Genomic DNA, 24,578 nt, shown 5'->3' on the forward strand with positions numbered 1-24,578 from the left:
TAATTGACAAGATGTTGTTGGTAAGAGCGGATGTTGTCAACCAAAGATAGTTTAATTGACAAGATAGAGCAAGGGAGAGTAAAAGCTGTCAACCAAAGATTGTTTGATTGACAAGATAGAGCTAGGAAGAGCAAAAGCTGTCAACCAAAGATAGTTTGATTGACAGGATGGAGCAGGGAAGAGCAAAAGCTGTCAACCAAAGACAGTTTGATTGACAGGATGGAGCAGGGAAGAGCAAAAGCTGTCAACCAAAGACAGTTTGATTGACAGGATGGAGCAGGGAGGAGCCAAAGTTGTCAATCAAAATAAATTACTACAAATAAAAGGTAGCTTTGCCGTTACCCTCACGTTTAAAGTTCTTTATAAGAATTCTTAAGATTGTTCTGTAACCAACTATTCCATTACACCACTTAAATATTTCCACAGTTGTAACTTTCTTCTCTGGAAATAGTAACTGAAAATCCCAAATACTCCGCAGTACTGCAGATTCGAGTGATTCCACATTTCTACATCCACCACAAAATACTTTACCTGTCCTATCTAAATCTGAAAGCATATTAGATCTGCACTCTGAACAAAAGACACCCTTCTTAAGCTCACCATATTCATATTTTGGGAGGTTAGGATTTGGGTAGCCTGAGCGATGATCTGAAAGAATGCGCTCAACAAGCTTTGTGTATTTAGTTCCTGGATTAGAGATATCCATTTGCAACTTTTCTATGAACTTATCAAGTTGAGTCGGTAAAATAATCGAAGGATTGATAGGAGCATTGTACAACGTAAAGTGTGGGTTTATAAAAATAAGATATGATTTGATGGGGAGATTGAATTTCCGTTCTAGTAAGTATTTTCTAAACAATGTTTCGCAGCGAGTGGATTGATGTATTGGGTTTTTGAGTTCTGTGCCGTTAGTAGTTTTCCAAGTTTCTCCGTCTACAATAAAGTCTCCTTCAAAATTTTTAATATCAAATAAATACAAACCATCTTTTGAACATCCTAAAGAATCAATCTGAAAAAGTGAGTTATTTTGCTCGAGTAATAGGTCATTTAAAAAGGGGATCTCGTTCAAATGGGTTTCCATCAACTTATCAAACTTTAGTTCTCCTTCATATCCTTTTTCAAGACCTAAATAATACTGTCTTTCTTTTTCGGTAAAGTTTTTTCTAGGGGACAGAGCACGAAGAATTAACAATTCAGAGGACTCACTACGGGGTTTTAAAATCAAATAATCACAGCCTTTCATTTATTTTGTCTTACGTAAATTATCATATCATGTCCCTTCCATCATCAAGTCTAAGAAATATGTCCATTTTTAGGAAATCCGACAATGATTCAGTTGACTGACCGGGGGACTTAACGATAATCTTATAGAAGAATAACAAATGCAGAGGAGAAACGCGGATGAAAAAGCGGTTACTATTCATTTTAATCCCGTTGCTTCTTTTTTATGGGCTTCCTAGTAAAGCGGCTGAAAAAGAAGTACGTACGTGGCAGGATGAAACCATTTACTACATAAATATTGATCGATTTAACAATAATGATTTTTCCATCGACCAGGATGTTGAGGCAACTGCCCCAAATAAATATCATGGTGGAGATTTCCAAGGGATAATCGACAGATTAGATTACATAAAAGATATGGGATTCACAACGATTAACTTGTCCTCCATTTTTGATAATGAAGATAACGGATATCACGGAAATTGGACGAAGGATTTTCAAACGATTGAAGAGCATTTCGGTTCACTTGAAAAATTCAAGGAGCTTGTAAATAAAGCACATAAGAAAGACATGAAGGTGCTCATAGATTTTAATGCCAATCACGTTGGACCAAACCATCCATGGTTAAAGGACCCAGAGAAAAAAGATTGGTTCCACCCTGAGCACAACACGAATCTTGAAACTAGCTGGGTAGATGGCTTTCCTGATCTAGCACAAGAAAATCCAGACGTACAAAACTATTTAATCGATACGGCAACATATTGGATTGAAGAAACCGATATTGATGGCTATCGACTTGAAAATGTTGAATATGTACCGGTAGCATTTTGGCAGGAATTCACGAGTTCGCTGAAAGAGGTAAAAAAAGATTTCTATTTACTTGGAGATTTACACTCTGAAAACGAAACGATTAAGGATGCAGGAATGGATGTTTACTTCGATTACTCTATCAATAAAGAGTTAAGAGAGGCATTTTTTCAACCTGACCAGCCCTTAACAATCGACGACGTAACTCCAGTAGTTGGATTTATGGATAATAACCATATGCATCGATTTACAAGAGATTCCATCGAAATCAATCAACATCCTGGGCCGCGTTGGAAATTGGCTTTGACTTATCTATACACAACTCCTGGTGTTCCGTTTGTATTTTACGGTAGTGAAATCGCTTTGGATGGTGGAGAAGAGCCTGATAATCTTCGCCAAATGGATTTTAGAACAGATAAGGAATTAATTGAATACATTACGAGTATTGCTAGTGTACGTCAACAGTTACCTTCCTTAAGAAAAGGAGACATGGAAGTCCTGTATGCAAAAGACGGGATGACTGTGTACAAGCGAGAGTATAATGGAGAAGTTTCTGTTGTTGCGATAAACAATATGACAAAATCTCAAGCCGTTACGATTTCATCGTCAGAATTAGAAGATAATAAGGAATTACGTGGTTTGCTTAGCGACAATTTAGTAAGAAGTAAGGACGGGGAATATCACATTATCCTTGACCGGGAAGAAGCAGAAATCTATTTGCTGGCTGAAAAAACGGGGCTGAATATCCCATTTATTGTAGCTACAGCAGGAGTGTTTGTCCTGTTCATTGGGTTTCTCTTTTTACTAAAAAGGAAAGCTAGATAATAGGAAAATGCAAGAGGGCATCCTCTTGCATTTTGTTATGTTCCGAGTACCTGTCCAACAAAGTTCTCAATATGTGACATATCGATGCTTTGAGGGGAGAGCTCTATTTTTAACGGAACAGCGTCTAGGAAAATTTCCTGTAATTCATCGACTGCCCCACAAAACTTTGGATAAAAGCGATCTCCCGTACCGAAAATTCCAGTGACAAGCTGAGGGCAACGTAACAGCTCTTGTTGAAGATGGAGTAATTCATCTGGAACATCTCCATCACCCCAAGTGTAGGTCCCGATTACAAGACTATCATAATCAGAAATAGAGCTTAGAGAAAAATTTTCGAGAGGGTAACAATCTGTCTTCATTCCCTGCTCCCGAAAGCACCCAGATAGAACTTCAGCCAGCTCCTCTGTATTACCAGTGATGGAGGTATAGACAATCGCTAGCTTCATAGTTCATCAAAACCATTCGTTTCAGACACTTTCGTGTAAGTCCGTGATTTTTGCTCAAAGAAATCGGATTTCGTTTCATTCATCATTTCGTCGCTAAAAACATGGATCCATGGCATTGGGTTCTCTCGTCCATCATAGTGATTTTCCAGTCCTAATTGGCGGAATCGTTTATTAGCCAGATATTCAACATACCCCTCAAATTCTTCTAAACTAATACCTTGGATATCTTTTAAAATATAGTTTGCCCATTCTTTTTCCAATTCAACTGCTGAAGAAATAGAGTCGTGCACATATTGAATATTTTCCGACGTATTTAGCTCAGGGTTTTCTGTCAGCAAAATCCGAATGAACTGCGCGATAAAATAGGCATGCTGCATTTCATCCCTTTGTATGTAGCTGATCATCGTGCTCGTTTTGAGCATTTTCTGCTGCCTTGCTAAATGATAGAAAAAGGCAAAGCCTGCGTAAAAGTAGATTCCTTCTAGATTTATCGACTGCACAGCTAACTGGAATAAATGCTGTGGAGTAGGCTCATTACGAAAATTCTCATAAGCGACTAAGATGATTTGATTTCTTTTACGAACAATTGGGTCATCTTTCGCTTGGTTGAATCGTTCAATTTGCTCACTTAAAGGAATAAGCGAACTTAAGATATAAGAATAGGATTCATTATGAACGGCTTCCTGTTGAGCAATAACCGCAAAAATTGCTTTAAAACTCGGGTCTGTAACGTAATCCATTACCTGTGTCATCGTAGGAGTCTGCAGACTATCAAGTGATGCCAGCTGTGTGTTCACACGAAGAAATACATCTTTTTCAATCGAACTTAGCTGATCCCACTGCTTAATATCATCCTGCATATTGATTTCTTGCGCCTTCCAGAAATTAGCGAGAAGGGTTTGGTACATTCGGTACATTTGAGGATAGGCGATGTCATTCCAATTTAAAATCCCCGATGCCTGTCCATTCACAATACCTGTTGATTTATTCGGAAATTGAGGGTTTAATAGTTTAATTTTTTTTAGCATCCAAAAAGTCTCCTTTTAGCTATGACAAGCTTCACATTCTTCTATTTCAGTTTGCGACGTGCTGCGGACATAATAGGTTGTTTTGAGCCCATTTTTCCACGCTTCAAGATGCAATTCTAAAAGTTCCTTCGCTTTAATATCATGGCGAACATAAAGATTGAAGCTAATTCCTTGGTCGATATGACGTTGTCTCGCTGCATTTTGCTTTATGCTCCATTTCTGATCAAGTTCATGGCGAACCTTGCGATAGTAATAATAAGTATGATGATTCAAATCTGGTGCAGTTACCTTAAATTTGAAATTCTTCTTTTCCTCCGCATACTCAAGGGCATAGAGGGGATCGATTCCGTCTGTTGAGCCACCAATCTTCGCTGTTGAAGAATTCGGGGCAACGGCCATCATCCAGCCGTTTCTCAGGCCAGATTCGCGAATGGTTTCTTGAAGCTTCAACCATCGCTCGGATACATAGCCTTTTCTTCTAAAATAATCCCCAGTTTCCCATTCAGACCCTCTAAACAATGAGTATGTTCCCTTTTCTTTTGCCAGTTTCATTGAGGCCTTAATCGTGTAAAAAGCAATCTCTTCATAAACTTCATCTGCATATCGGACAGCTTCATCAGTTTCCCATTCAAGTCCCTTTAAAGCGAGAAGATGATGCCAGCCGAAGGTACCTAACCCTACAGCTCTGAATTTTTCATTCGTCACCTCCGCTTGTTTAACGGAAATATCATTTATATCAATCACGTTATCTAGCATTCTCATTTGGATGGCAATTAACCGTTCGAGCACATTTGCACCAATAGCATTCGGTAAATGTACGGAAGACAGGTTACAAACAACAAAATCTCCAGGTTTACGGACAATGACAATATTTCCATCTGTGTCGGTGAATTCTTTTTGGATTGTTGTTGCAGACATGTTTTGAGCAATCTCTGTACATAGATTGCTACAATAAATGGATGTTCGACCACGGCCAAGAATATGCTTGTTTGGATTTTGGCGGTTTACCTCATCACGATAAAACATATAAGGAGTTCCAGTTTCAAGCTGTGCCACCATTATGCGAACCATGATATCCATTGCTCGATACGTTTTACGAGGTAGAAGTGGGTTCTTTACAGCCTCTTCGTATTTTTCGGTGAAAGCTTTTTCGTCTACTTCGTCATAAAAATCCTCAAGACCAAGAGCAACGCCATTTTCATCTTTCCAGCCCATTATTTGTTTGACTTGATGTGGACAGAAGGTGTGCCATTCACCAATACTCTTTCCATTTTCATCGACTTCTTCGACTTTTTTCATGAAAAGATCAGGAATAGAGACTCCAGTAAAAATATCATGTGCTTTTCTTCGTTCATCTCCGTTATTGGTTTTTAAATCTAGGAAGCCATTCATAATGTCCTTATGGAAAATATCTAGATATATGGCTACAGCTCCTTGACGCTGTCCCAATTGGTCCACACTCACCGCAGTATCATTAATGAGACGAATCCATGGCACGACGCCAGAGGATTTTCCCTTAAATTTCTTAATGTCTGAACCTAGTGCTCTTACTTTGCCATAATAGATTCCAATACCGCCACCGTCTTTGCTTAATCGAGCAATATCCCAGTTGTTTAAATAGATGGAGTCTAGTGAATCCTCGACCGTGTCAATAAAACAAGAGGAGAGCTGTCCGAAGCTTTTTCCAGCGTTTGATAAAGTAGGAGTTGCAACGGTCATATAGAGATTGCTTAATGCCCAATAGGCCTCTTTTACATAGGAAAGCCTCTGACCCTGAACTTCATTTTTCATCAATGTCATGGCGATGATCATGAATCGTTCCTGTGGTAGCTCGTACAAATTTTGGTGATAGTCTTTCGCTAAGTAGCGGTCAGACAGAAGGAATAAGCCCATGTATGTAAAAAGCTGATCTCTATCTGGAGCGATTTCCCGACCTAACTGATCGATTTCACTTTTACTGTAAACTTCTAGCAGATCATTTGAATAGATTCCGATGTCAGTTAGGTGTTGAATCATTGTATAAAAATCGCCATATTTTTGCCGTGATTCATAGTCTCTTGAGCTAGCTGCTTTTTCATAGAGCTCAAGAAGTAGCATTTGTGCTGCAACAAAAGTCCAGTGGGGCTCAATCATGCCAATTCGGTTTAAGGCGTATTGAAGGACGAGTTGGCTACGTGAAACTTCATTTGTTGAAAGAAGTTGTTGTTCTATTTCTCCAACATTTAAGTTGTACTTTTTGGCTGTGTGAGAAAGTGCTTCGAGAACTTGATTTGATTCTATTGTTTGCATGTTAAAACCTCTCTTTTTAAAATTTGAGTAGAGAGGAAAGGATAAATAAAAAACCCACCTTCAAAATGAAGATGGGTTAAAACGTTGATTTTAAGATAGAAAGGAATAAGCCTTTTCTTAAATACCTTCGTTTTACCTTCCCAACTCCCGAAGAAGATATGACGCGATAAAAAAGGCAGGTCTCCTGACTTGTGATCATCCTACTCTAAGGCCTTCCCATCATAGTGATAGTGGTTATCCTTATTTCGTCACACTTACAGTTGCGGGTACAGTTCTGGATTTTCACCAGATTCCCTATTAAGTCTATTTAGACACCTAATTTATTGGTTGATACCATATATTGTGTTATGTTTCATTTGAACCTACTATATATGTAAGTTTGTTTCATTATATGTGATCTGTTTTAATTTGACAAGCACTTAGCGATAATTCACAAATTGAACATCAATGGTTAAGTCAGCTTCTCTAACGGCTGAAATAATGGCCTGTAAGTCATCACGGCTCTTTGCAGTGACGCGGACTTGGTCATCCTGAACCTGACTTTTTACCTTTAGGCCACTATTTTTAATTATCGTATTAATTTTCTTGGCGTTATCTTTATCGATACCTTGAACGAGCTTTGCACGCTGGCGCACAGTTCCACCAGATGCACCTTCAATTTTTCCATAATCAAGATTCTTGATGGGGATACTTCTTTTGATTAGCTTACCAATGAGTACATCTTTAAGTTGATCTAGTTTGTACTCATCGTCAGAAACAAGAACAAGTTCTTCTTTATCAAGTGTGACATTGCTTTTACTACCTTTAAAGTCATAACGAGTGGAGATTTCCTTCATCGTCATCGTAATCGCGTTTGTTACTTCTGAAAATTCTACTTTTGATACAATGTCAAAAGAGCTTTCCTTTGCCATAATAATTCCTCCTAACTACAATTTCCCATTATGGCTTCATTATAGTAAAATTAACAAGTTCAAACAACTTTCGGATTTTTGAGGAGTGTTTTTAAATGGCTTTAAATGATTTTATTGGACAAATTCTAACATTAACGGTGGCACGATATGCCCAGTATGGTTATTTTTTAACGAATGGGGAAGAAGATATCCTGCTTCATGAAAATGATACAGAGCTTGAATTAAGAGAGGGAGATGAGGTAGAGGTCTTTCTTTATGCGGATAATCATGGAAGAGCGACGGCTACTACGACGATCCCTGAGGTTCGTGTAGGCTCTTATGGTTGGGCAAAGGTAAGTGATACGAAGGAAGGATTAGGTGTGTTCCTTGATATTGGGATTAACAAAGAAATGCTTCTTGGAGAAGAGGATTTGCCAACGAAGCGTTCTGTTTGGCCAACAGTGGGGGACCTTTTATATATCACGCTCAGAGTAAATCGGAATAACCGTATTTATGTGAAGCTTGCAACTGACCCAATCATTGATGAAAAAAAGGTGAAGGCGACGCGTGATGATTTTAACAAGAATATTCAAGGCCATATTTACCGCACTGCAAAGGTAGGTAGCTGGATTTTTACTGCAGAAGGCTATAAAGGATTTATTCATGAATCTCAGCGAGTTGTGGAGCCTCGTTTAGGAGAAAAAGTAGAGGGCCGAGTTATCGATGTAAAAGAGGATGGGACGATCAATGTTTCCCTTGCTCCACGTAAACAGGAAGCTTTAGGCGATGATGCGGAGAAAGTATACGCATATTTGCAAATGCGAAACGGTGCAATGCCATATTGGGATAAAAGCATGCCTGAGGACATTGAAGAGCGTTTTGGCATGAGTAAAGGTGCTTTTAAAAGAGCATTGGGTAAGCTCATGAAGGATGGCCTCGTTTATCAAGAGAATGGTTGGACGTATAATAAGACGGAAGAATAAGTCTTATTACGCTGTGTTCAGGATTGACCGATACATTGGGGATGAGGACCGATATATTTGAAATTAGACCGATAAAATTGGATAAAGACCGATATATTCAAATAAAGACCGATATATGGTGTGTTAGTCTTATCTAATTGCACGCTTCAGTTGCTAATCTCCGATATCCACGAAAAAAGAGCTGCTCCCACCAAGGAGCAGCTCTTTTCGATCATAAATGGTCTGTCTTTTTCGAGTATTGACGTTTACCTGCTTTGCGATTTTTCTCGCGCTCCATGTTTTTCTCATGGCGAAAAGCATTGTTGTCCTGCGCTTTTTTATCATTATCAGAAGTATGTGGCATAAAAAATACTCCTTTCTGTTAAAGAATAAAGGTCATCGCTTTATTGTTCTTCAACTTAAAAAGGAGTATGTACGTATTTGGTTATTTAGATGGTAATTCGTTAAGGAAGAAGAAGGCAATTGTGCCAGGGCCAGTATGTGAACCGATGGCTGCACCGATATCGGAAATTGTCACATCCGCTACCTTTAACTCTTCTTGAATTAATTCCTTCATGTTTTGAGCCATTTCTAAGCTATCAGCATGGCTAATCCCAATCGTTTGCTTTTCTAATTCACTGCCGCGCTCATTCATTACTTCGATAATGCGACGAAGGAGTTTCTTTTGTCCACGATGCTTTTCAATCGGAACAAGCTTGCCATCCTCCATATTCAAAAGTGGTTTAATATTCAACAAACCGCCCATGAATGCAGAAGCTTTTGAAAGACGTCCGCCCTTAGCTAAATGGTCTAAATCATCTACAGTAAATAAATGCTCCATATGCTCACTACGGAATTTAATATCTTCAAGTACCTCTTCAAAAGAAGCACCAGCGTTCGCTAATTTCGCTGCCTCCATGACAACGAGACCACAACCTAATGAAGCACACTTCGTGTCAACGATCTCAAGTCGTAAATTTGGATATTCCTCTTTTACTTGATCGCGAATCATGACGGCTGTTTGATATGTACCTGAAAGTCCAGATGAAAAGGCGATATAAATGCCTTCCTCGTTATTTTTCGCCATACTTGTAAAAACTTCTTCGAAAAGAGAAGGAGATACTTGTGATGTTTTTGGCATATGGCCTGAACGAATTGCATCGTAAACTTTAGAAGGTTTAATGGTGATGAGATCCTCGTATTCCTTATCTTGTAAGTGAACTCCCAATGGAAAGAGAGTCACGCCATTTTCTCCAAAAAACTCTAGGGGTAAATCACTCGCGCTGTCAGCTAGAATTTTTACTGACATAAAACATACACCTGCTTTCAATCATTTCTTTTAGTTTATAGAAATTATGAGAAAAACTCAATAAATAGTAGTCAGAATGGGGAAATTAGGGATAAGAGATAAATTTTTCGCTTGAAAAAGGAGGTAGTTATTATTCTGCTTCATGTAAAAAAACTCATCGTTGTCTTGGTTGGTGCTCTATTAAATGCAGTAGCCATGAATCTTTTTCTCATTCCAGCCAATGTATATGCTAGTGGATTCACTGGTACAGCCCAACTTCTATCAAGTATTTTTGGCGGAAATGTATCGACTGGAGTTCTCTTATTCCTCTTAAATATCCCAGTTACCATTCTTGGTTGGTTAAAAGTTGGGAAGTCGTTCACCTTGTACAGTTTCATAAGTGTGGCACTCATGTCTTTATTTCTTGAAATCATCCCGATCTATCAATTATCACACGATATTTTATTAAATGCTGTCTTTGGAGGAGTCATTGCGGCACTAGGAATTGGATTTACGTTGAGAGTGGGGGCATCAACGGGAGGATTGGATATCATCGCAATGGTCCTTTCAAGAATGTCTGACCGTCCTGTTGGAACTTACTTTTTTGCTTTAAATGGCATCATTATTTTGTCAGCAGGCTTTTTATTCGGCTGGGAAAAAGCGCTCTACACACTCGTCACGTTGTATGCTTCCACAAGAGTCATTGATGCGATTCATACGCGTCATGAAAAACTAACAGCGATGATCGTGACAAAAAAATATGAGGAACTGAAGAATGCGATTCACTCTAAACTAATGAGAGGGATCACCACAGTCCCAGCAAAAGGGGCTTTTACAAATGAAACAAAGGAAATGATGATTATTGTGATAACCCGATATGAGCTGTTCGAGCTACAGCAAATTTTAAAAGAGGTCGACCCACATGCCTTCACAAATATTGTTCAAACAACTGGGATATTCGGTTTCTTCAGAAAGGACTAGTCATTTTTTGCGAGAGCGGGGAATCTAATAAAGTAGAAAGGAGAGTGCCAAAAGATGAGCCTGTTACAATTTTTATTAATGATTCCGTTTCTTTCAAACCTTCTTTTTGGAGCGGGTGAACAAACTGTTTTTAAAAATGTTCTCGTAGACGGTGAAAAGGGAGAATATCTTGTTGAAGGGGAAGCTCATACAGAAGCTGGAGCGTTTTTTTACACAGTGGAGGATGGGCATTATCAATATGTCGATGAAACGAAAATAAACCTATCGGATAAATCCCCATCTCCTTTTAAAATTGCGGTGAAAATTCCGGCAGATCAGCTTCCTTATAATGCTACACTCATTCTTAATCTTTATGAACGGGATAAGGACAATCAGATTGTCCATAATTATCCTGTCATTTTGGAGGAATTTTACGATTAGAAAAGAAAAGCCGGCACGATATCAGTGCCGGCTTTTCTCTACGTTAATTGATCAAGCTCATTTTGCAGTTGACTTAATTGTCTTCTCTCTGCCATTGTAGAATTGGCAAAAGCGGAAGAAATGGCATTTTTCGCACGAGCAATTTCAGTATGCTGACCGCTACCGGTCGCATTCTTTGCTTGTTCTACAGCACTTCTTGCTTCAATGAACAGGCGATTACCCATGTTAGATTCCTCCTAGTGAGGAATCTTTTGCATTTGCCATTTTTTGAGCTTCCGCTTCGGCGTAGGTGGTATGGTAAGGAATGCGTTTATCATGCTGTGTTACTGCGTCTACTCCACGTTGGACAAAGCGCTTCGATTTACTACTTCTACCCATTCCAATCCCTCCTGGCTTTTCGAGCTTGCGAAACCGCTGTCGATTTTTTTGGGAAAAATCGTTGCCGCTTCACTGTTTAGTATGCTCTAACCATAGATGTTCATGAAGCCACTTTTTGCCTAAAACCTTAAATCGCTTTAAGATTGAGGAGGTCATTTAAATAAACAGCGACGCCATCTTCTTCGTTTGTTACCGTTATATCATTCGCGATATTTTTTAATGGCGCAATTGCATTACCCATAGCAATTCCATGCCCCGCATATTCAATCATTTCTAAATCGTTATCCTCGTCTCCAAATGCGATGATTCGCTCTTTTGGAATATTGACATACTCAGAAACTTTTTGAATACCGACAGCTTTATTTAATCCATGCTTAATAATTTCAATTACATGCCATGGAGCAGCCCAACTACGATGATCAATCATTTCTGCATGGACTTCAGACAAGTGTTTACGAATTACTTTTAGCTGATCTTCTTCTGTATGAATCAGCATGCTTGTTGGAGAGTCAGTAAGGAACTTACGCAAATCACCTGTTGTAACTTTCGGGTTCCCCATGGAAAATACATCAAGAATTCTTTCATCGTGATAATGAAAATAGACCTTATCCATTACTTCTGCAACAATGTTGTGGAATTGGTAGTCATGACAAACTTCAACTACATCTTTTGCCACTTTAATATCGAGAGGAGCATGATAACCAAGCCAATCATTTTGAAGCGGATGATGGACAAAAGCTCCATTAAAATTAACGATCGGGGTATTTAAATTAAGCTCATGGTAATACATTTCACTAGAACGAAATGGTCTTCCAGTCGCAATCATCACGATATGCCCATCCATTTGAGCTTTTTTAAGAACTTTTTTTGTGGTCTCAGATATCTTTTTGTCATCGGTTAATAAGGTACCGTCTAAATCTAATGCGATTAAGTGTTTTTCTGCCATAATTTCTCCTTTGTGTTTTATTTCATATTCATAGTGTAAAGCTTTGGGTTTTTATTCGTCTACATGATAAACTAAAAATATAGATAATCTTAATAATGGTAACAATTTTTGTGAAGTTTTGTAAAAGAATATGATAAATAATTTTATTTTAGCCGGATATGATGGAAATCACTACAACAACTAATGCCAATAGATAGAATGTAGTTATCATTTGAAAACAATCATATCTTTGTCTAAGATAGAAATGAATACGATTTAAGGGAGTGAGTCAAATGGAACAAGAAGTAAAAGATAGCATTATGGGAGCTCTTGAGCTAGTTGTTGACCCAGAGCTTGGAATAGATATTGTTAATTTAGGCTTGGTTTATGATATAGAAATGGATGAAGAAGGGAACGCGACGGTGACAATGACTTTGACAACAATGGGTTGCCCACTTGCAGGTACAATTGTGGATCAAGTCAAAGCAGCGTTAGAAGAAATTCCTGAAGTTAAGAGTACAGAAGTAAATATCGTTTGGAATCCACCATGGACAAAGGACAGAATGTCTCGTTATGCAAAAATTGCTTTAGGCATTCGTTGATTTTAAATATTATCCAGTTAAAAACAGGGGAAACCCTGTTTTTTTGCATTAACTGTGAGATAGTTCACTTTCTTCTCTCTAAAAAGCTTTTATAATGCATGTACAGAAACTTTTTTAGAGTCGATTTCGTAACGAAATTGGTTCAAACAAAAAGTCCCTCAAAATAGCTGGGAGGCGTTTTGAATGGTATTTAGTCGAGATTTTAATAAAGACCCATTTATCGTCATTTGGGAATTAACGAGAGCTTGTCAGTTGAAATGCTTACACTGTCGAGCAGAGGCGCAATATAAAAGAGACCCCCGGGAATTAACATTCGAACAAGGAAAAGACTTGATCGATCAAATATATGAAATGAATAATCCAATGTTGGTATTTACAGGTGGAGATCCACTGATGCGTCCAGATGTATTTGATATCGCAGAGTATGCTGTTAAAAAAGGTGTCCGTGTTTCGATGACACCAAGTGCAACACCGAATGTAACAAAAGAGGCGATTGAAAAAGCGAAGGCAGTCGGACTTTCACGTTGGGCTTTTAGCTTAGACGGCCATAACGCAGAAATCCATGATCATTTTCGTGGAACAGCAGGATCATTTGATCTAACGATGGAGAGAATCAAGTACCTTCATGAGCTAGAAATTCCGATACAGATTAACACCGTTATTTCTCGTTATAATGTGAATTACTTAGAGGAAATGGCGCAGCTAATAGAGGAGTTAGATTGTGTACTCTGGAGTGTGTTCTTCCTTGTCCCAACAGGAAGAGGTCAAGAAAGTGATATGATTTCACCAGTGGAGCATGAAAAAGTGTTCCTGTGGCTTCACGATTTGAGCAAACGTGTTAAATTCGATATTAAAACAACAGCGGGACAGCACTACCGCAGAGTTTTTATCCAACAAAAGCTGAAAGAGAAAAAGGGACAAACAGAAGAAATTCGCTATTTAGATGCATTAACTGAGCAGGGGCTGACTGGATCGATTGATGGTTTAGGACGCGCACCTAAGGGAGTTAATGATGGAAATGGCTTTGTATTTATCTCGCATGTTGGTGATGTATACCCGAGTGGACTTTTACCAGTCAAAGCAGGAAGTGTAAAAGAGCAGCCACTTTCTGAAATATACAGAGAATCACCGATTTTCAAGGATTTACGGAATCCAGACAAATACAAAGGCAAATGCGGAGTTTGTGAATTTAGAAATGTATGTGGTGGTTCCCGTTCCCGTGCGTACGCGATGACAGGAGATTATTTAGAAAGTGAACCATTCTGTGTATATATACCGAAAGCATTACGAAAAAAAGAAGCGTAATCGAGTGGAGCGCCTAATTTGTGCGCTTCATTTTTGTGTTGAGTATTCTAGGACAGTACCTTTATTTATACAATAGATTAAGATCCAATAGATACCTGAATTAGAATCAAAAACTATTCGTTTTTAAGTTTGAGATGTGCCATTATGGATTCATGAATGTAAATGGTAAAATAGAAAAAAAAGTTAAATTGTTGACAACTTCATGACAATTATACGTTTTATACCTATATTTATAGGAATTATGATGTAATAACAATATACAACTCGAAGTGAAACACACTCTAAATATGGAGTTGATGGGATTGACTAAAGTAAAAGATCAATTAAATAGACCATTAAGAGATCTTCGGATTTCTGTTATAGATCGTTGTAATTTTCGTTGCCAATATTGTATGCCAGCGGATATCTTCGGCCCTGACTTTGCATTTTTACCAAGGAATCAATTATTAAGCTATGAGGAAATTGAGCGTCTGGCAAAGATTTTTGTAGGTTTAGGTGTTGAAAAAATTCGCCTAACTGGAGGAGAGCCTTTGTTACGCAAGGATCTTCCTTATTTAGTGGAAATGCTCTCAAAGATAGAAGGCTTAAAGGATATTGGTTTAACTACAAATGGAGTCCTGCTACCAAAGCATGCGAAAGCATTGAAGGACGCAGGCTTAAAACGGGTCAATATTAGCTTAGACAGCTTAAAGGACGAATTGTTTGGCGAAATCAACGGGCGTAATGTTGGCGTTGGGCCTATTTTAAAAGGGATAAAGGCAGCACAAGAAGCAGGCTTAGGTGTCAAGATTAATATGGTTGTGAAAAAAGGCCTAAATGATTCGGAAATTATTCCGATGGCTCAATTTTGCAAGGATAATGAGTTGCAACTCCGCTATATTGAGTTCATGGATGTAGGAAGCTCAAATGGTTGGAAAATGGATGATGTTGTAACGAAGAAGAAAATTTTCGAGCAGCTGAGCGAGCATTTTTCCTTAGAACCAGTGGACCCAGACTATTATGGCGAGGTTGCTAAGCGTTATCGTTATAAGGATACGAATGTAGATGTTGGCTTTATTACATCCGTTTCAGAATCATTTTGTTCTAGCTGTACACGTTCAAGATTGTCAGCTGATGGAAAGATCTATACATGCTTATTCAATGGGAATGGTCATGATTTAAGAGATTTCATGAGAACAGGCGTAAATGACCAGGAAATAGTTGAACGTGTTTGTGAAATATGGAATGGAAGAGATGACCGTTACTCGGATATTCGTACAGCAGAAACCGTAGCAAATCGAAAGAAAATTGAAATGTCCTATATAGGTGGATAAACTCTCTCAAGCGATTGAGAGAGTTTTTTTCATAAAAAAAGCTGCGATAATGTATCGCAGCCGTGGATTTAGATGTATCTTGGGAACAAAATATTATTTTCAAGATGGATATGCATGTATGTTTCTTCTTCTAGTAATTCCAATCGTTTAAAGACTAATCGGTAGGAACCACACGCGTCCATTGGTGGCGTAAAGTCAGAAGTAATCTCTCTTAATTCTTTTAGAATGCTACCAGCATGATCATGCTCTTTTTCTAACTCGACGATAGCTGCAACAATTTCATCCCGATTTGCCACACTTGGGTCATCAAGCTTAAGTAATGAAGGGAAAGTAAACTCATCTTCCTTCTTCGTATGCTCAAGTAATTCCTTTTTTAATACATAAAAGAGTTCGTATACCTTTATAAGCTCAGGATGGCCATCTCCGTGTACCTTAGCTACTTTTGTCACATAAGGGCTTAGTTGAGCCAATTCTTCTTCAAGTGGACGATGGTAGCGTTCCTGGATATGCTTAATAATTTCTTCTGATGGGGAATCAGTCCAAACCTCTGGAGAATCTGATGAGTTTTGTGCGTTCTCATATACCTCGATTAATTGATTTGTTAATTCTTCTACATTTACTGCTCTTTGATTTGCTGCCTCACTCAATGGGATGTTTCCACCACAGCAAAAATCGATGCGATGCTTTTTAAAAATATCTGCAGCCTTAGGCATTTCATTCACAATATCTTTTACTAATGATGATTCGTTAAAAGGAAAGGACATAATCCTGAACCTCCTGTAATTTTTATTTTCACATTGTAAGCATAAATGATTTTTTCTTAGAATTACGTGATACATATCACACATTGGTGAAATTATGGTGGTTAAGGTGCTCGTGGAGCTTTTACGCAAATAATTAAACGATTGCTCAGTGCAAAAAAATGAAATTTTTACCTGTGATATTTGTCATGTAGCGGGAAATTATGTACGCTTATAATAATCAAATAGGTTTACTACAAGGTTGGAGTGATAGTAATGGGAGAGTTCAGAAAACCAATTTCTATAAATGAAGCAGTAGCAAAAGTAATGAACATCCAAATGAACGGAAAAACAGAATATGTCTCAATAAATGATAGCTATGGACGCTTTTTATCAGAGGATCTATTAGCAACAAGTGATGTACCGCATTTTGATCGTGCTCCATACGACGGTTATGCTGTCCGTGCGATTGATACAACAGAAGCGAGTCAGCAACATCCAGTTGAATTTGAGGTCATAGATCATATTGGAGCAGGATTGGTTTCCGATAAAAGTGTAGGTCCTTTCCAAGCGGTAAGAATTATGACGGGAGCTCAAATGCCAGGAGAGTGTGATTGTGTGATTATGCTTGAGCTTACGAGTGATTACGAACGAGATGGCAAAGCATATATGTCAACAAAACGTGTACATAAGCCAGGAGAAAATGTCTCTTTTCGAGGAGAAGATGCGAAAGAAGGAGACACACTCGTTTCAAAGGGGACAAGAATTAACCCAGGCATACAAGCTGTGCTAGCTACCTTTGGTTATGCAAAGGTTCCTGTTGCAGCAAAACCAAAGGTTGGGCTATTTGCCACAGGTACTGAGCTTTTAAATGTGGACGAACCACTGCAGCCGGGCAAAATCAGGAATAGCAACTCATATATGATTAGTGGACAAATGAAACGTACAGGAGCAGAAGTCATATACTTTGGTACGCTTCCTGATGAGTTTGATACATGTTTTGAAGCGATTAAGGAAGCAATTGAAAAAGTGGACATGCTTGTTACAACAGGTGGCGTTTCAGTTGGAGATTTTGACTTTTTACCTGCCATCTATGAAAAACTAGGTGCGGAAGTATTGTTTAATAAAGTAGGTATGCGTCCAGGAAGTGTGACGACTGTTGCTCATTATCATGATAAAATTTTGTTTGGTCTTTCAGGTAATCCATCTGCTTGTTATGTTGGATTTGAGTTATTTGCAAGACCGGTAATACGGAAAATGCTCTTTTCTCCACAGCCGCATTTACGAAAAGAAAAGGCAATACTTGATGTGGATTTTCCGAAGGCAAACCCATTTACCCGTTTTGTCAGAAGCAAATGCTTCATCACAGATGGGAAATTAATCACGACTCCGAGCGGATTGGATAAATCAAATATTGTGATGAGCTTAGCAGGTGCGAATTCATTAACAATTTTGCCAGGTGGAACTCGTGGCTATCAAGCTGGGGATGAGGTAGAGGTTCTTTTACTAGAGGAGCATGAAGGTAGTCAATGGCCATGGTGAACCCTACCATTTTTCAAATCGTAGGGTATCAAAACAGTGGAAAAACGACATTAATTAAAAAGTTGATTCGTGAATTAGCGGAACTTGGATTAACGGCAGTGACGATTAAGCACCATGGGCATGGTGGGAAACCAGATTTTCAAGAGGGAAAGGATTCGTATCAGCATTTGCAGGCAGGGGCACTGGCTACACTAGTAGAAGGCGCTGGTCATCTGCTTCTACAATCTGAAAAAAATAAGTGGTCACTTGAAGAGAAGATCCAACTTCTGTCCTTTTTCAAGCCTAATGTTATCCTAATAGAAGGACATAAGCCCGAATCGTTTCCAAAAGTGGTGCTGATTCGAAACGAAGAGGATCTTACATTGCTCGACGAATTAGATAATATCAAGGTTGTTTTCTATTGGAATCAAATGGACAATAACTTTGAAAGTATAAAAGCCTTTTCTATAAAGGATGAAGCTGGGCCACAATGGCTCGCACTTTACTTGCAACGAAGGTCTTTCGACTAATAAGATGTGAAGTTTATGTGACGGTTTTCCAATATGTGATGACACTCACGCTGATTTACTATTTAATCATATATAGTATGGATAAGTAGAAAATTAGGAGTGAGTCTAGCATGAAATTATTTATGCCGAATCAGCATGGTGCATGGGCAATGTTGATAATTCCTTTTTGGTTAGGAGTTGTGACGCAATCCTTCATCTGGCAACACATTCCGTTTTTTATCGGCTGGCTCTTGTTGTATTTAGCAACCTATCCAATGCTGTTGCTTTTTAAAGGAAAAAAAATCCCGTTCTATCGAAAGTGGACGCTTATTTATATTTTTCCAGCTCTATTATTATTGCTAATCCCTTTATGGACTCGGCCATCGATAGTCTATTTTGGTCTAGCGATGATTCCATTTTTTATCATAAATGCGTATTTTTCGCGTAAAAAAAATGACCGTGCTTTACTGAATGATTTCAGTGCAATCATTGTTTTTGGGATTGCTGGATTAGCAAGTGCATATTTGCCATATGGTCATATTAATGCAGATACAATACTGATCTTTGTCGCATCTAGTCTGTTTTTCATTGGTTCGACCTTCTATGTGAAAACGATGATAAGGGAAAAGAAAAACATCGTATACAAGCGAATTTCTTGGACTTATCATGTTATCGTTCCTGTACTCTATCTGATTTTTGGCTATTGGATCGTAGCGATTGCCTTTATTCCAAGCCTTGTTAGAGCCTATTATTTTTACGGGAAACCATATACTATGAAGGATGTTGGCGTACTGGAAATCGTCAATGCAGCCATTTTCTTCATCGTTATGACAATTGCAATTCTAATATAAAAGAACTCGGTCAATTTGACCGAGTTCTTTCTAATCTATTGAACATATTTCAATCGGGCAGTTTTCACAATCAATTTCGATTTTGATGTATTCGAGATCATGAATGGTGATAATGCCTTTATCAATCGAGATAATATCGTTTTTTCTAAGTTCGCTTAACAGGCGATTGACAACCTCACGTGATGTCCCGCAAAAATTGGCCAATTCCTGATTCGTTAATGGTGTATTTATGATGATGCCATCTTTCGTATTGAGCCCGTAACTATTGGATAAACGGATTAGTGTGGAGTAAAGTGCACCTTTTTTTCCGTGTAAAATCAGATCACGAAACTTTGTCTGAGTTTTTCGATGTTCCTGAGATAGCCACTTCATAAATTCTAATGCAATCTCATGGTTCTCACTGAGCTTTTTTTCTAGCTCGTTTTTAAAGATGACAGCAACTTCTCCACTTTCGATTACCTTTGCGTTTTGCATATGGTTTTGTGCAGAACAGAAAAGGGAAAGCTCACCAATTAAATCACCCTCTGAAGCCATTCTCAACGTGAGTTCACGACCGTCAGGAATCATTTTACTCAATTGAATCTTCCCACTTAAAATCAAGAACAATTCATTCGCTTTGGTGCCTTCTTGAAATAAAAAAATCCCTTTTTCGATTTTACGATTATGATGGAACGTCTCAACAAATGATTGCAGCTCGGTTGATATTTCCGTATATGCTTGCATGCTTTGACCACCTTTATATGAGGCGAAAAATCTACCTGTGTGAATTTATATACACATAGATACCCTAAATTTGAACAAATAGTGTCTATGAAATTCTACCTATTATCAGTTTAGAAATAAAAAATAACATAGTCAATCAATTAATAACATCCAGAAAATAACAGATAGGAATTAAGAGAGTCCTATTTTTTAATAAATTTCAAAAATTGGTTGATTTTAAGAATTTGAATTCTTATAATAAGAGCAACGAAAACTTATAAAAATGAATTAAAATGATTATTTATGCACTTCGGAAAAGAGAGGGGAATGAAATGAAGGTTTCGGTTATAGGGACTACGGGCTATGGTGGTGTGGAGTTATTGCGTATTCTCCATCGGCATCCCGTATTCAACATTCATTCAATTCATTCCACCAAAGAGGAAGTACCTATTTGGAATGAATATCCACATTTATATAACATTTTAGAGAATCAAATTGAGAAAATAAATTTTGACAGAATTTCGACAGATAGTGATGTTGTCTTTTTAGCGACTCCTTCAGGGGTTTCTAGTAAGCTAGTGGATGAATTCTCGAATAAAGATATTAAAGTGATTGATTTATCAGGAGACCTTCGGCTAAAAAAACCTGGTGAATATGAGCGGTGGTATAAGAAGGAATCGGCCAATTCTCAGCTCATTGAGGAAGCTGTCTATGGATTAAGTGAGTGGAACAGGGAACAAATCAAGCGTTCCAAGCTCATTGCTAATCCTGGTTGTTACGCCACTTCAGCCCTAATGGGATTAGCTCCAGTAACGAAGGCAAGGTTAATAGATACAGAGAGTATCATCATTGATGGGAAATCAGGAACATCTGGAGCTGGGAAGGCTTTATCAAAAGGCTCTTTATTCGCAGAAGTCAATGAAAACTTCAAAATCTATAAAGTGAATGAGCATCAGCACACACCTGAAATAGAGCAGCAATTGCTAACTTGGCATGAGGGTATCCGGCCAATCACCTTCAGTACTCATTTATTGCCAATGACAAGAGGGATTATGACCACGATTTACGTGAAGCTACGCGGTCAATATAGCACTGAACAGATTCTATATTTATACAACGAATCCTATCAAAACGCTTCATTTGTGCGGGTGCGGCCAGAAGGTAATTATCCTTCTGTTAAGGAAGTGGCAGGCTCTAACTATTGCGACATCGGCTTACATGTAGATGAACGTACCGGACGATTAACGATCGTATCCGTCATTGATAATTTAATGAAAGGGGCAGCAGGGCAAGCGGTTCAAAATGCAAATATCATGTTTGGATTTGAAGAAACGTTAGGCCTTGAAATGATGCCTCTATACCCATAAGGAGGAGACTAGGTGGAAACACTTACAAAGGTTTCAAGCATACAAGAAATTGAGAATGGTAATATTCTTTCACCGAAAGGATTTTTAACAGGAGGCACACATGCTGGACTTAGACATTCACGTAAGGATGTAGGGATGATTTTTAGCGAGGTTCCAGCGAATAGTGCTGCTGTCTATACATTAAATGATTTTCAAGCAGCTCCAATCAAAGTAACCCAGGAGAGCTTGAGCCACGGAGGTCTGTTACAAGCTGTTGTCGTCAATAGTGCATGTGCCAATGCTTGTACAGGAGAGAAGGGTCTTCTAGATGCCTATGAAATGAGGGATTTAGCAGCTGAAAAGGTTGGTATCAATGAAACCTTAGTGGCCGTCGCTTCAACAGGCGTAATTGGGGAATATCTTAAAATGGATAAAATTAAGAATGGAATTTCTCAATTGGAACTCGGTGCTGAAGAAGAGTTTGCGGAAGGGTTCCAATCGGCAATCTTAACAACGGATACTTGCATGAAGAGTTGTGGATTTAAAGGTATGATAGATGGCAAAACGGTTCATATGGGGGGAGCATCGAAAGGCTCTGGAATGATTCATCCCAATATGGCAACGATGCTTGGTTTTGTGACGACGGATGCGAATATTTCTCCCGAGTACTTACAAGTAGCATTAAAAGAAATAACAAATTATACATTTAATCAAATTACTGTCGATGGAGACACGTCGACAAACGATATGGTTTTGGTGATGGCAAACGGATTAGCTGAAAATCAAGCACTATCCCCAAGCCATCCTGATTGGGATGTATTTGTCGGATTACTTTCAAAAACATGTGAAAGTCTTGCTAAGCAAATCGCAAAGGATGGAGAAGGTGCTACGAAATTAGTAGAAGTACAGGTTATTGGTGCTTATGACGAGGAAGATGCTCGCAAGGTTGCCAAGCAAATTGTCGGATCTAATTTGGTGAAGACAGCGATTTACGGGGCAGATGCAAACTGGGGCAGAATTATTGGAGCAATCGGTCAAGCAGAAACGAAAGCGAAAACTGAAACAGTAACGATTTCCATAGGTCCAGTGACAATGCTTGAGAAGAGTAACCTTATCGATTTTTCAGAAGAGGAAGCAAGCGTCTATTTGCAGCAGGATTTTATCCAAATCTTTGTTGACCTACATATGGGAAATGGAACAGGGACGGCATGGGGCTGCGACCTTTCATACGACTATGTGAAAATAAATGCTAGCTACAGAACATAGGAGAGATACAAATGAAAGCGATCCTAATTAAATGTGGTGGAAGTATTTTGGATGAATTGTCTGCAGAATTTTTTACGAGCCTCCATGAATTGAAAAAACAGAACCATCAAGTCATCATTGTCCATGGTGGGGGACCAGACATTAATCAAATGCTTGAGCAATTAAATGTCAAAGCTGAATATGTGAACGGTCTACGAAAAACGAATGAAGAAACGTTAAAGGTTGTGGAGATGGTGTTGTCTGGTCAAACCAATCGTAAGCTTGTTCAAAAGCTGTCCGAGAATGGTTTGCAGGCTATTGGCCTAAATGGGAGTGATGCTGGCATCCTAACAGCTGAATATGTTGATAAGGACCAACTTGGTTTCGTTGGGGATATTATCGAAGTCAACGTTGAGCTACTAAAGCTTCTATTACAACAAGATATCATCCCAGTCCTTACACCAATCGCAGCATGTGCAGATGGAACAAAACTGAATGTGAATGCTGATTACGCAGCCGCAGCAGTTGCCAAAGCGCTAAGGGTGGAGCAATGCTTATTTGTTACAGATGTAGAAGGTATTCTGATCAATGGCATGGTGCAAGATTCCATCCATATAGTCGAGATTGAAAGCTACATCAAAAAAGGTGACATTTATGGTGGGATGATTCCGAAGGTTACCTCAGCAATCTCTGCGATAAAAAAGGGAACCAAGAGTGTCCGAATTGTAGCAGGAAAGAAAAGCTTTTATCTCAATAATGAATGGTATGGGACGAAAATTCTTTGAAAAGGGAGGGCTAATCGATGAGTTATCTTTTTCCGACTTATGCACGCTGGGAAGTTGAGCCAGTGTCTGCTGAGGGGACCTATTTAACAGATATTAATGGTAAAACCTATTTAGACTATACATCAGGTATTGGGGTATGTAACCTTGGCCATCAGCCGAAGATGGTAAAAGAGGCAGTTTCTAAACAACTTGACCATTTTTGGCATGTATCGAACCTTTTTACAATTGGCCAGCAAGAAAAAGCAGCACAATTACTGGCAACAGCTGCAGGGCTAGAGGCTGTGTTTTTCGCGAATAGTGGGGCAGAGGCGAATGAAGGAGCGATTAAACTAGCTCGTAAGGCGACAGGGAAAACAAAGATTATTACCTTTGAAAAGTCCTTCCATGGGAGAACCTTTGCCACGATGTCGGCAACTGGCCAGGATAAAATCAAGATTGGATATGGTCCAATGCTCGAGAAGTTTGTTTATGTTCCATTCAATGATATAGAGGCATTGAAAAAAGAAATGGATACAGATGTAGCAGCGATTATGCTAGAGGTTATTCAAGGTGAAGGTGGAATTCATGTTGGTGAAACAGCCTTTTTAAAAGAGGTTGAAGAGCTTTGTAAAGAGTATGGTGCATTACTCATTATTGATGAAATTCAAACAGGGATTGGCCGAACAGCTAAACCATTTGCTTTTCAACATTTTGAGCTATCACCTGATATTGTTACAGTAGCAAAAGGACTTGGAAGTGGACTTCCGATTGGAGCTGTAATTGGGAAGGAGAGCCTTAAAGTTCATTTTGGACCAGGTAGTCATGGCTCCACCTTTGGAGGTAATCCAGTTAGTATCCAAGCTGCGATTGCGACGATGGAAATCATTTTTAATGAAGTATTTTTGCAAGAGGTACTAATAAAGGGTGAATACTTAGTATCACAATTAACAAAGAAGTTGCAAAACCAAGATTCTGTAAAGGGCATTAGAGGACTAGGGCTCATGATTGGGATTGAATTTGATTACCCAGTGCAAAATCTATTAGCAGAACTTAGACAAGAAGGATTCCTTGCTTTATCAGCAGGGGAGAACGTATTGAGGCTGCTACCACCATTAACAACATCAATAAGTGAAATAGACGAGAGCATAGAAATCATGAAAAATACCATCGGAAATACAAATAAGGCCGTCGTTTAGTTAGGCTAATTTTTTTTCAAGGAT

Annotated in this window: 26 protein-coding genes and 1 riboswitch; of the genes, 14 read left to right on the forward strand and 12 right to left on the reverse strand. The window is 38.7% G+C overall.

The annotated features are described in order from the left end of the window. Window positions 1-313 precede the first annotated feature (313 nt). On the reverse strand, window positions 314-1,243 hold the full coding sequence (locus tag FA727_RS01400; RefSeq protein ID WP_136828955.1) for a nuclease-related domain-containing protein: 930 nt from the start codon (window positions 1,241-1,243) through the stop codon (window positions 314-316). Window positions 1,244-1,401: 158 nt separating this feature from the next. Between FA727_RS01400 and FA727_RS01405 the strand changes: the two genes are divergently transcribed. Then, entirely contained in the window at window positions 1,402-2,853 is a 1,452-nt protein-coding gene (locus FA727_RS01405) for an alpha-amylase family glycosyl hydrolase (RefSeq protein ID WP_136828956.1), read from the forward strand. A gap of 35 nt (window positions 2,854-2,888) precedes the next feature. Here FA727_RS01405 and FA727_RS01410 read toward each other — a convergent pair whose 3' ends face one another. From FA727_RS01410 to FA727_RS01425, 4 genes are all read right to left on the reverse strand, one after another. Then, on the reverse strand, window positions 2,889-3,299 hold the full coding sequence (locus FA727_RS01410; RefSeq protein WP_136828957.1) for a flavodoxin domain-containing protein: 411 nt from the start codon (window positions 3,297-3,299) through the stop codon (window positions 2,889-2,891). Beyond that, a complete protein-coding gene (locus tag FA727_RS01415; protein ID WP_136828958.1) occupies window positions 3,296-4,327 on the reverse strand; it encodes a ribonucleotide-diphosphate reductase subunit beta in 1,032 nt (343 codons plus the stop codon). The genes FA727_RS01410 and FA727_RS01415 overlap by 4 nt, the downstream gene beginning before the upstream one ends. A gap of 15 nt (window positions 4,328-4,342) precedes the next feature. Then, window positions 4,343-6,616, reverse strand: a complete 2,274-nt coding sequence (locus FA727_RS01420; protein ID WP_136828959.1) for a ribonucleoside-diphosphate reductase subunit alpha — start codon at window positions 6,614-6,616, stop codon at window positions 4,343-4,345. 157 nt (window positions 6,617-6,773) lie between these two features. Continuing rightward, a riboswitch (cobalamin riboswitch) is annotated at window positions 6,774-6,950 on the reverse strand. Window positions 6,951-7,035: 85 nt separating this feature from the next. After that, window positions 7,036-7,527 (reverse strand): YajQ family cyclic di-GMP-binding protein, encoded by a 492-nt coding sequence (locus FA727_RS01425; RefSeq protein ID WP_136828960.1) that lies wholly within the window; start codon window positions 7,525-7,527, stop codon window positions 7,036-7,038. A 95-nt stretch (window positions 7,528-7,622) separates the two neighbouring features. Between FA727_RS01425 and FA727_RS01430 the strand changes: the two genes are divergently transcribed. Beyond that, window positions 7,623-8,489 (forward strand): CvfB family protein, encoded by an 867-nt coding sequence (locus FA727_RS01430; protein WP_136828961.1) that lies wholly within the window; start codon window positions 7,623-7,625, stop codon window positions 8,487-8,489. A 211-nt stretch (window positions 8,490-8,700) separates the two neighbouring features. On the opposite strand, the gene FA727_RS01435 is transcribed toward FA727_RS01430, so the two are convergent. Beyond that, the gene (locus FA727_RS01435; protein WP_126408821.1) at window positions 8,701-8,832 is read right to left on the reverse strand and encodes a DUF3941 domain-containing protein; all 132 of its coding nucleotides are present in this window, start codon (window positions 8,830-8,832) and stop codon (window positions 8,701-8,703) included. 81 nt (window positions 8,833-8,913) lie between these two features. Beyond that, window positions 8,914-9,777, reverse strand: coding sequence for a DegV family protein (locus FA727_RS01440; protein WP_136828962.1), 864 nt, complete (start codon window positions 9,775-9,777; stop codon window positions 8,914-8,916). 129 nt (window positions 9,778-9,906) lie between these two features. Between FA727_RS01440 and FA727_RS01445 the strand changes: the two genes are divergently transcribed. After that, window positions 9,907-10,737, forward strand: a complete 831-nt coding sequence (locus FA727_RS01445; RefSeq protein ID WP_136830984.1) for a YitT family protein — start codon at window positions 9,907-9,909, stop codon at window positions 10,735-10,737. 54 nt (window positions 10,738-10,791) lie between these two features. Next, on the forward strand, window positions 10,792-11,157 hold the full coding sequence (locus FA727_RS01450) for an intracellular proteinase inhibitor (protein WP_246041654.1): 366 nt from the start codon (window positions 10,792-10,794) through the stop codon (window positions 11,155-11,157). Window positions 11,158-11,195: 38 nt separating this feature from the next. Here the strand turns inward: FA727_RS01450 and FA727_RS01455 are convergent, their stop codons facing one another. From FA727_RS01455 to FA727_RS01460, 3 genes are all read right to left on the reverse strand, one after another. After that, the gene (locus FA727_RS01455; RefSeq protein ID WP_136828963.1) at window positions 11,196-11,381 is read right to left on the reverse strand and encodes a DUF3813 domain-containing protein; all 186 of its coding nucleotides are present in this window, start codon (window positions 11,379-11,381) and stop codon (window positions 11,196-11,198) included. Window position 11,382: 1 nt separating this feature from the next. Then, window positions 11,383-11,535 (reverse strand): hypothetical protein, encoded by a 153-nt coding sequence (locus FA727_RS24305; RefSeq protein ID WP_170209226.1) that lies wholly within the window; start codon window positions 11,533-11,535, stop codon window positions 11,383-11,385. A 127-nt stretch (window positions 11,536-11,662) separates the two neighbouring features. Beyond that, a complete protein-coding gene (locus FA727_RS01460; RefSeq protein WP_136828964.1) occupies window positions 11,663-12,481 on the reverse strand; it encodes a Cof-type HAD-IIB family hydrolase in 819 nt (272 codons plus the stop codon). A gap of 272 nt (window positions 12,482-12,753) precedes the next feature. Here FA727_RS01460 and FA727_RS01465 point away from each other — a divergent pair, with 272 nt between their 5' ends. From FA727_RS01465 to moaA, 3 genes are all read left to right on the forward strand, one after another. After that, complete coding sequence (locus FA727_RS01465; protein WP_136828965.1) at window positions 12,754-13,062, forward strand: metal-sulfur cluster assembly factor; 309 nt, start codon at window positions 12,754-12,756, stop codon at window positions 13,060-13,062. A 183-nt stretch (window positions 13,063-13,245) separates the two neighbouring features. Next, window positions 13,246-14,367, forward strand: coding sequence for a TIGR04053 family radical SAM/SPASM domain-containing protein (locus FA727_RS01470; RefSeq protein WP_136828966.1), 1,122 nt, complete (start codon window positions 13,246-13,248; stop codon window positions 14,365-14,367). Window positions 14,368-14,663: 296 nt separating this feature from the next. Further along, the gene (gene moaA / locus FA727_RS01475) at window positions 14,664-15,680 is read left to right on the forward strand and encodes a GTP 3',8-cyclase MoaA (protein ID WP_136828967.1); all 1,017 of its coding nucleotides are present in this window, start codon (window positions 14,664-14,666) and stop codon (window positions 15,678-15,680) included. 68 nt (window positions 15,681-15,748) lie between these two features. On the opposite strand, the gene ric is transcribed toward moaA, so the two are convergent. Then, window positions 15,749-16,444 (reverse strand): iron-sulfur cluster repair di-iron protein, encoded by a 696-nt coding sequence (gene ric, locus FA727_RS01480; protein ID WP_136828968.1) that lies wholly within the window; start codon window positions 16,442-16,444, stop codon window positions 15,749-15,751. 252 nt (window positions 16,445-16,696) lie between these two features. On the opposite strand from ric, the gene FA727_RS01485 reads away from it, so the two are divergent. The 3 genes from FA727_RS01485 (at window position 16,697) to FA727_RS01495 (ending at window position 19,301) form a co-directional block, all read left to right on the forward strand. Further along, window positions 16,697-17,962, forward strand: a complete 1,266-nt coding sequence (locus FA727_RS01485; RefSeq protein WP_136828969.1) for a molybdopterin molybdotransferase MoeA — start codon at window positions 16,697-16,699, stop codon at window positions 17,960-17,962. Continuing rightward, entirely contained in the window at window positions 17,950-18,471 is a 522-nt protein-coding gene (mobB, locus tag FA727_RS01490; RefSeq protein ID WP_306461646.1) for a molybdopterin-guanine dinucleotide biosynthesis protein B, read from the forward strand. Before FA727_RS01485 ends, mobB begins: the two co-directional genes overlap by 13 nt. Before the next feature lie 110 nt (window positions 18,472-18,581). Next, a complete protein-coding gene (locus FA727_RS01495) occupies window positions 18,582-19,301 on the forward strand; it encodes a YwiC-like family protein (protein WP_136828970.1) in 720 nt (239 codons plus the stop codon). Between the two features lie 30 nt (window positions 19,302-19,331). Here the strand turns inward: FA727_RS01495 and FA727_RS01500 are convergent, their stop codons facing one another. Continuing rightward, window positions 19,332-20,024, reverse strand: a complete 693-nt coding sequence (locus FA727_RS01500; protein WP_136828971.1) for a Crp/Fnr family transcriptional regulator — start codon at window positions 20,022-20,024, stop codon at window positions 19,332-19,334. A 311-nt stretch (window positions 20,025-20,335) separates the two neighbouring features. On the opposite strand from FA727_RS01500, the gene argC reads away from it, so the two are divergent. Genes argC through argD form a run of 4 tightly spaced genes read left to right on the forward strand, consistent with a single transcriptional unit; the run spans window position 20,336 to window position 24,554 of the window. Continuing rightward, window positions 20,336-21,370: an N-acetyl-gamma-glutamyl-phosphate reductase gene (gene argC / locus FA727_RS01505; RefSeq protein ID WP_136828972.1), complete on the forward strand. Its 1,035-nt coding sequence runs from the start codon at window positions 20,336-20,338 to the stop codon at window positions 21,368-21,370. Window positions 21,371-21,382: 12 nt separating this feature from the next. After that, on the forward strand, window positions 21,383-22,615 hold the full coding sequence (argJ, locus tag FA727_RS01510; RefSeq protein WP_136828973.1) for a bifunctional ornithine acetyltransferase/N-acetylglutamate synthase: 1,233 nt from the start codon (window positions 21,383-21,385) through the stop codon (window positions 22,613-22,615). A gap of 11 nt (window positions 22,616-22,626) precedes the next feature. Further along, on the forward strand, window positions 22,627-23,379 hold the full coding sequence (gene argB, locus FA727_RS01515) for an acetylglutamate kinase (RefSeq protein WP_136828974.1): 753 nt from the start codon (window positions 22,627-22,629) through the stop codon (window positions 23,377-23,379). A 17-nt stretch (window positions 23,380-23,396) separates the two neighbouring features. Next, window positions 23,397-24,554 carry an acetylornithine transaminase gene (gene argD / locus FA727_RS01520; RefSeq protein ID WP_136828975.1) on the forward strand — a complete coding sequence of 386 codons (1,158 nt, stop codon included), beginning with the start codon at window positions 23,397-23,399 and terminating at the stop codon, window positions 24,552-24,554. Window positions 24,555-24,578 lie beyond the last annotated feature (24 nt).

Source organism: Robertmurraya kyonggiensis (assembly GCF_005116465.1).
Classification (GTDB): domain Bacteria; phylum Bacillota; class Bacilli; order Bacillales; family Cytobacillaceae; genus Robertmurraya; species Robertmurraya kyonggiensis.

Excerpts from the sequence above, each read along its gene's own strand:
- FA727_RS01485 (WP_136828969.1), top strand. The coding sequence starts at position 16,697 with ATGGGAGAGTTCAGAAAACCAATTTCTATAAATGAAGCAGTAGCAAAA.
- FA727_RS01460 (WP_136828964.1), bottom strand. The coding sequence starts at position 12,481 with ATGGCAGAAAAACACTTAATCGCATTAGATTTAGACGGTACCTTATTA.
- FA727_RS01435 (WP_126408821.1), bottom strand. The coding sequence starts at position 8,832 with ATGCCACATACTTCTGATAATGATAAAAAAGCGCAGGACAACAATGCT.
- FA727_RS01425 (WP_136828960.1), bottom strand. The coding sequence starts at position 7,527 with ATGGCAAAGGAAAGCTCTTTTGACATTGTATCAAAAGTAGAATTTTCA.
- ric (WP_136828968.1), bottom strand. The coding sequence starts at position 16,444 with ATGTCCTTTCCTTTTAACGAATCATCATTAGTAAAAGATATTGTGAAT.
- FA727_RS01500 (WP_136828971.1), bottom strand. The coding sequence starts at position 20,024 with ATGCAAGCATATACGGAAATATCAACCGAGCTGCAATCATTTGTTGAG.
- FA727_RS01495 (WP_136828970.1), top strand. The coding sequence starts at position 18,582 with ATGAAATTATTTATGCCGAATCAGCATGGTGCATGGGCAATGTTGATA.
- FA727_RS01415 (WP_136828958.1), bottom strand. The coding sequence starts at position 4,327 with ATGCTAAAAAAAATTAAACTATTAAACCCTCAATTTCCGAATAAATCA.
- FA727_RS01430 (WP_136828961.1), top strand. The coding sequence starts at position 7,623 with ATGGCTTTAAATGATTTTATTGGACAAATTCTAACATTAACGGTGGCA.
- FA727_RS01465 (WP_136828965.1), top strand. The coding sequence starts at position 12,754 with ATGGAACAAGAAGTAAAAGATAGCATTATGGGAGCTCTTGAGCTAGTT.
- FA727_RS01410 (WP_136828957.1), bottom strand. The coding sequence starts at position 3,299 with ATGAAGCTAGCGATTGTCTATACCTCCATCACTGGTAATACAGAGGAG.
- FA727_RS01455 (WP_136828963.1), bottom strand. The coding sequence starts at position 11,381 with ATGGGTAATCGCCTGTTCATTGAAGCAAGAAGTGCTGTAGAACAAGCA.
- FA727_RS01420 (WP_136828959.1), bottom strand. The coding sequence starts at position 6,616 with ATGCAAACAATAGAATCAAATCAAGTTCTCGAAGCACTTTCTCACACA.
- argC (WP_136828972.1), top strand. The coding sequence starts at position 20,336 with ATGAAGGTTTCGGTTATAGGGACTACGGGCTATGGTGGTGTGGAGTTA.
- FA727_RS01450 (WP_246041654.1), top strand. The coding sequence starts at position 10,792 with ATGAGCCTGTTACAATTTTTATTAATGATTCCGTTTCTTTCAAACCTT.
- FA727_RS01440 (WP_136828962.1), bottom strand. The coding sequence starts at position 9,777 with ATGTCAGTAAAAATTCTAGCTGACAGCGCGAGTGATTTACCCCTAGAG.
- moaA (WP_136828967.1), top strand. The coding sequence starts at position 14,664 with ATGGGATTGACTAAAGTAAAAGATCAATTAAATAGACCATTAAGAGAT.
- FA727_RS24305 (WP_170209226.1), bottom strand. The coding sequence starts at position 11,535 with ATGGGTAGAAGTAGTAAATCGAAGCGCTTTGTCCAACGTGGAGTAGAC.
- argB (WP_136828974.1), top strand. The coding sequence starts at position 22,627 with ATGAAAGCGATCCTAATTAAATGTGGTGGAAGTATTTTGGATGAATTG.
- FA727_RS01470 (WP_136828966.1), top strand. The coding sequence starts at position 13,246 with ATGGTATTTAGTCGAGATTTTAATAAAGACCCATTTATCGTCATTTGG.
- argD (WP_136828975.1), top strand. The coding sequence starts at position 23,397 with ATGAGTTATCTTTTTCCGACTTATGCACGCTGGGAAGTTGAGCCAGTG.
- FA727_RS01405 (WP_136828956.1), top strand. The coding sequence starts at position 1,402 with ATGAAAAAGCGGTTACTATTCATTTTAATCCCGTTGCTTCTTTTTTAT.
- FA727_RS01400 (WP_136828955.1), bottom strand. The coding sequence starts at position 1,243 with ATGAAAGGCTGTGATTATTTGATTTTAAAACCCCGTAGTGAGTCCTCT.
- mobB (WP_306461646.1), top strand. The coding sequence starts at position 17,950 with ATGGCCATGGTGAACCCTACCATTTTTCAAATCGTAGGGTATCAAAAC.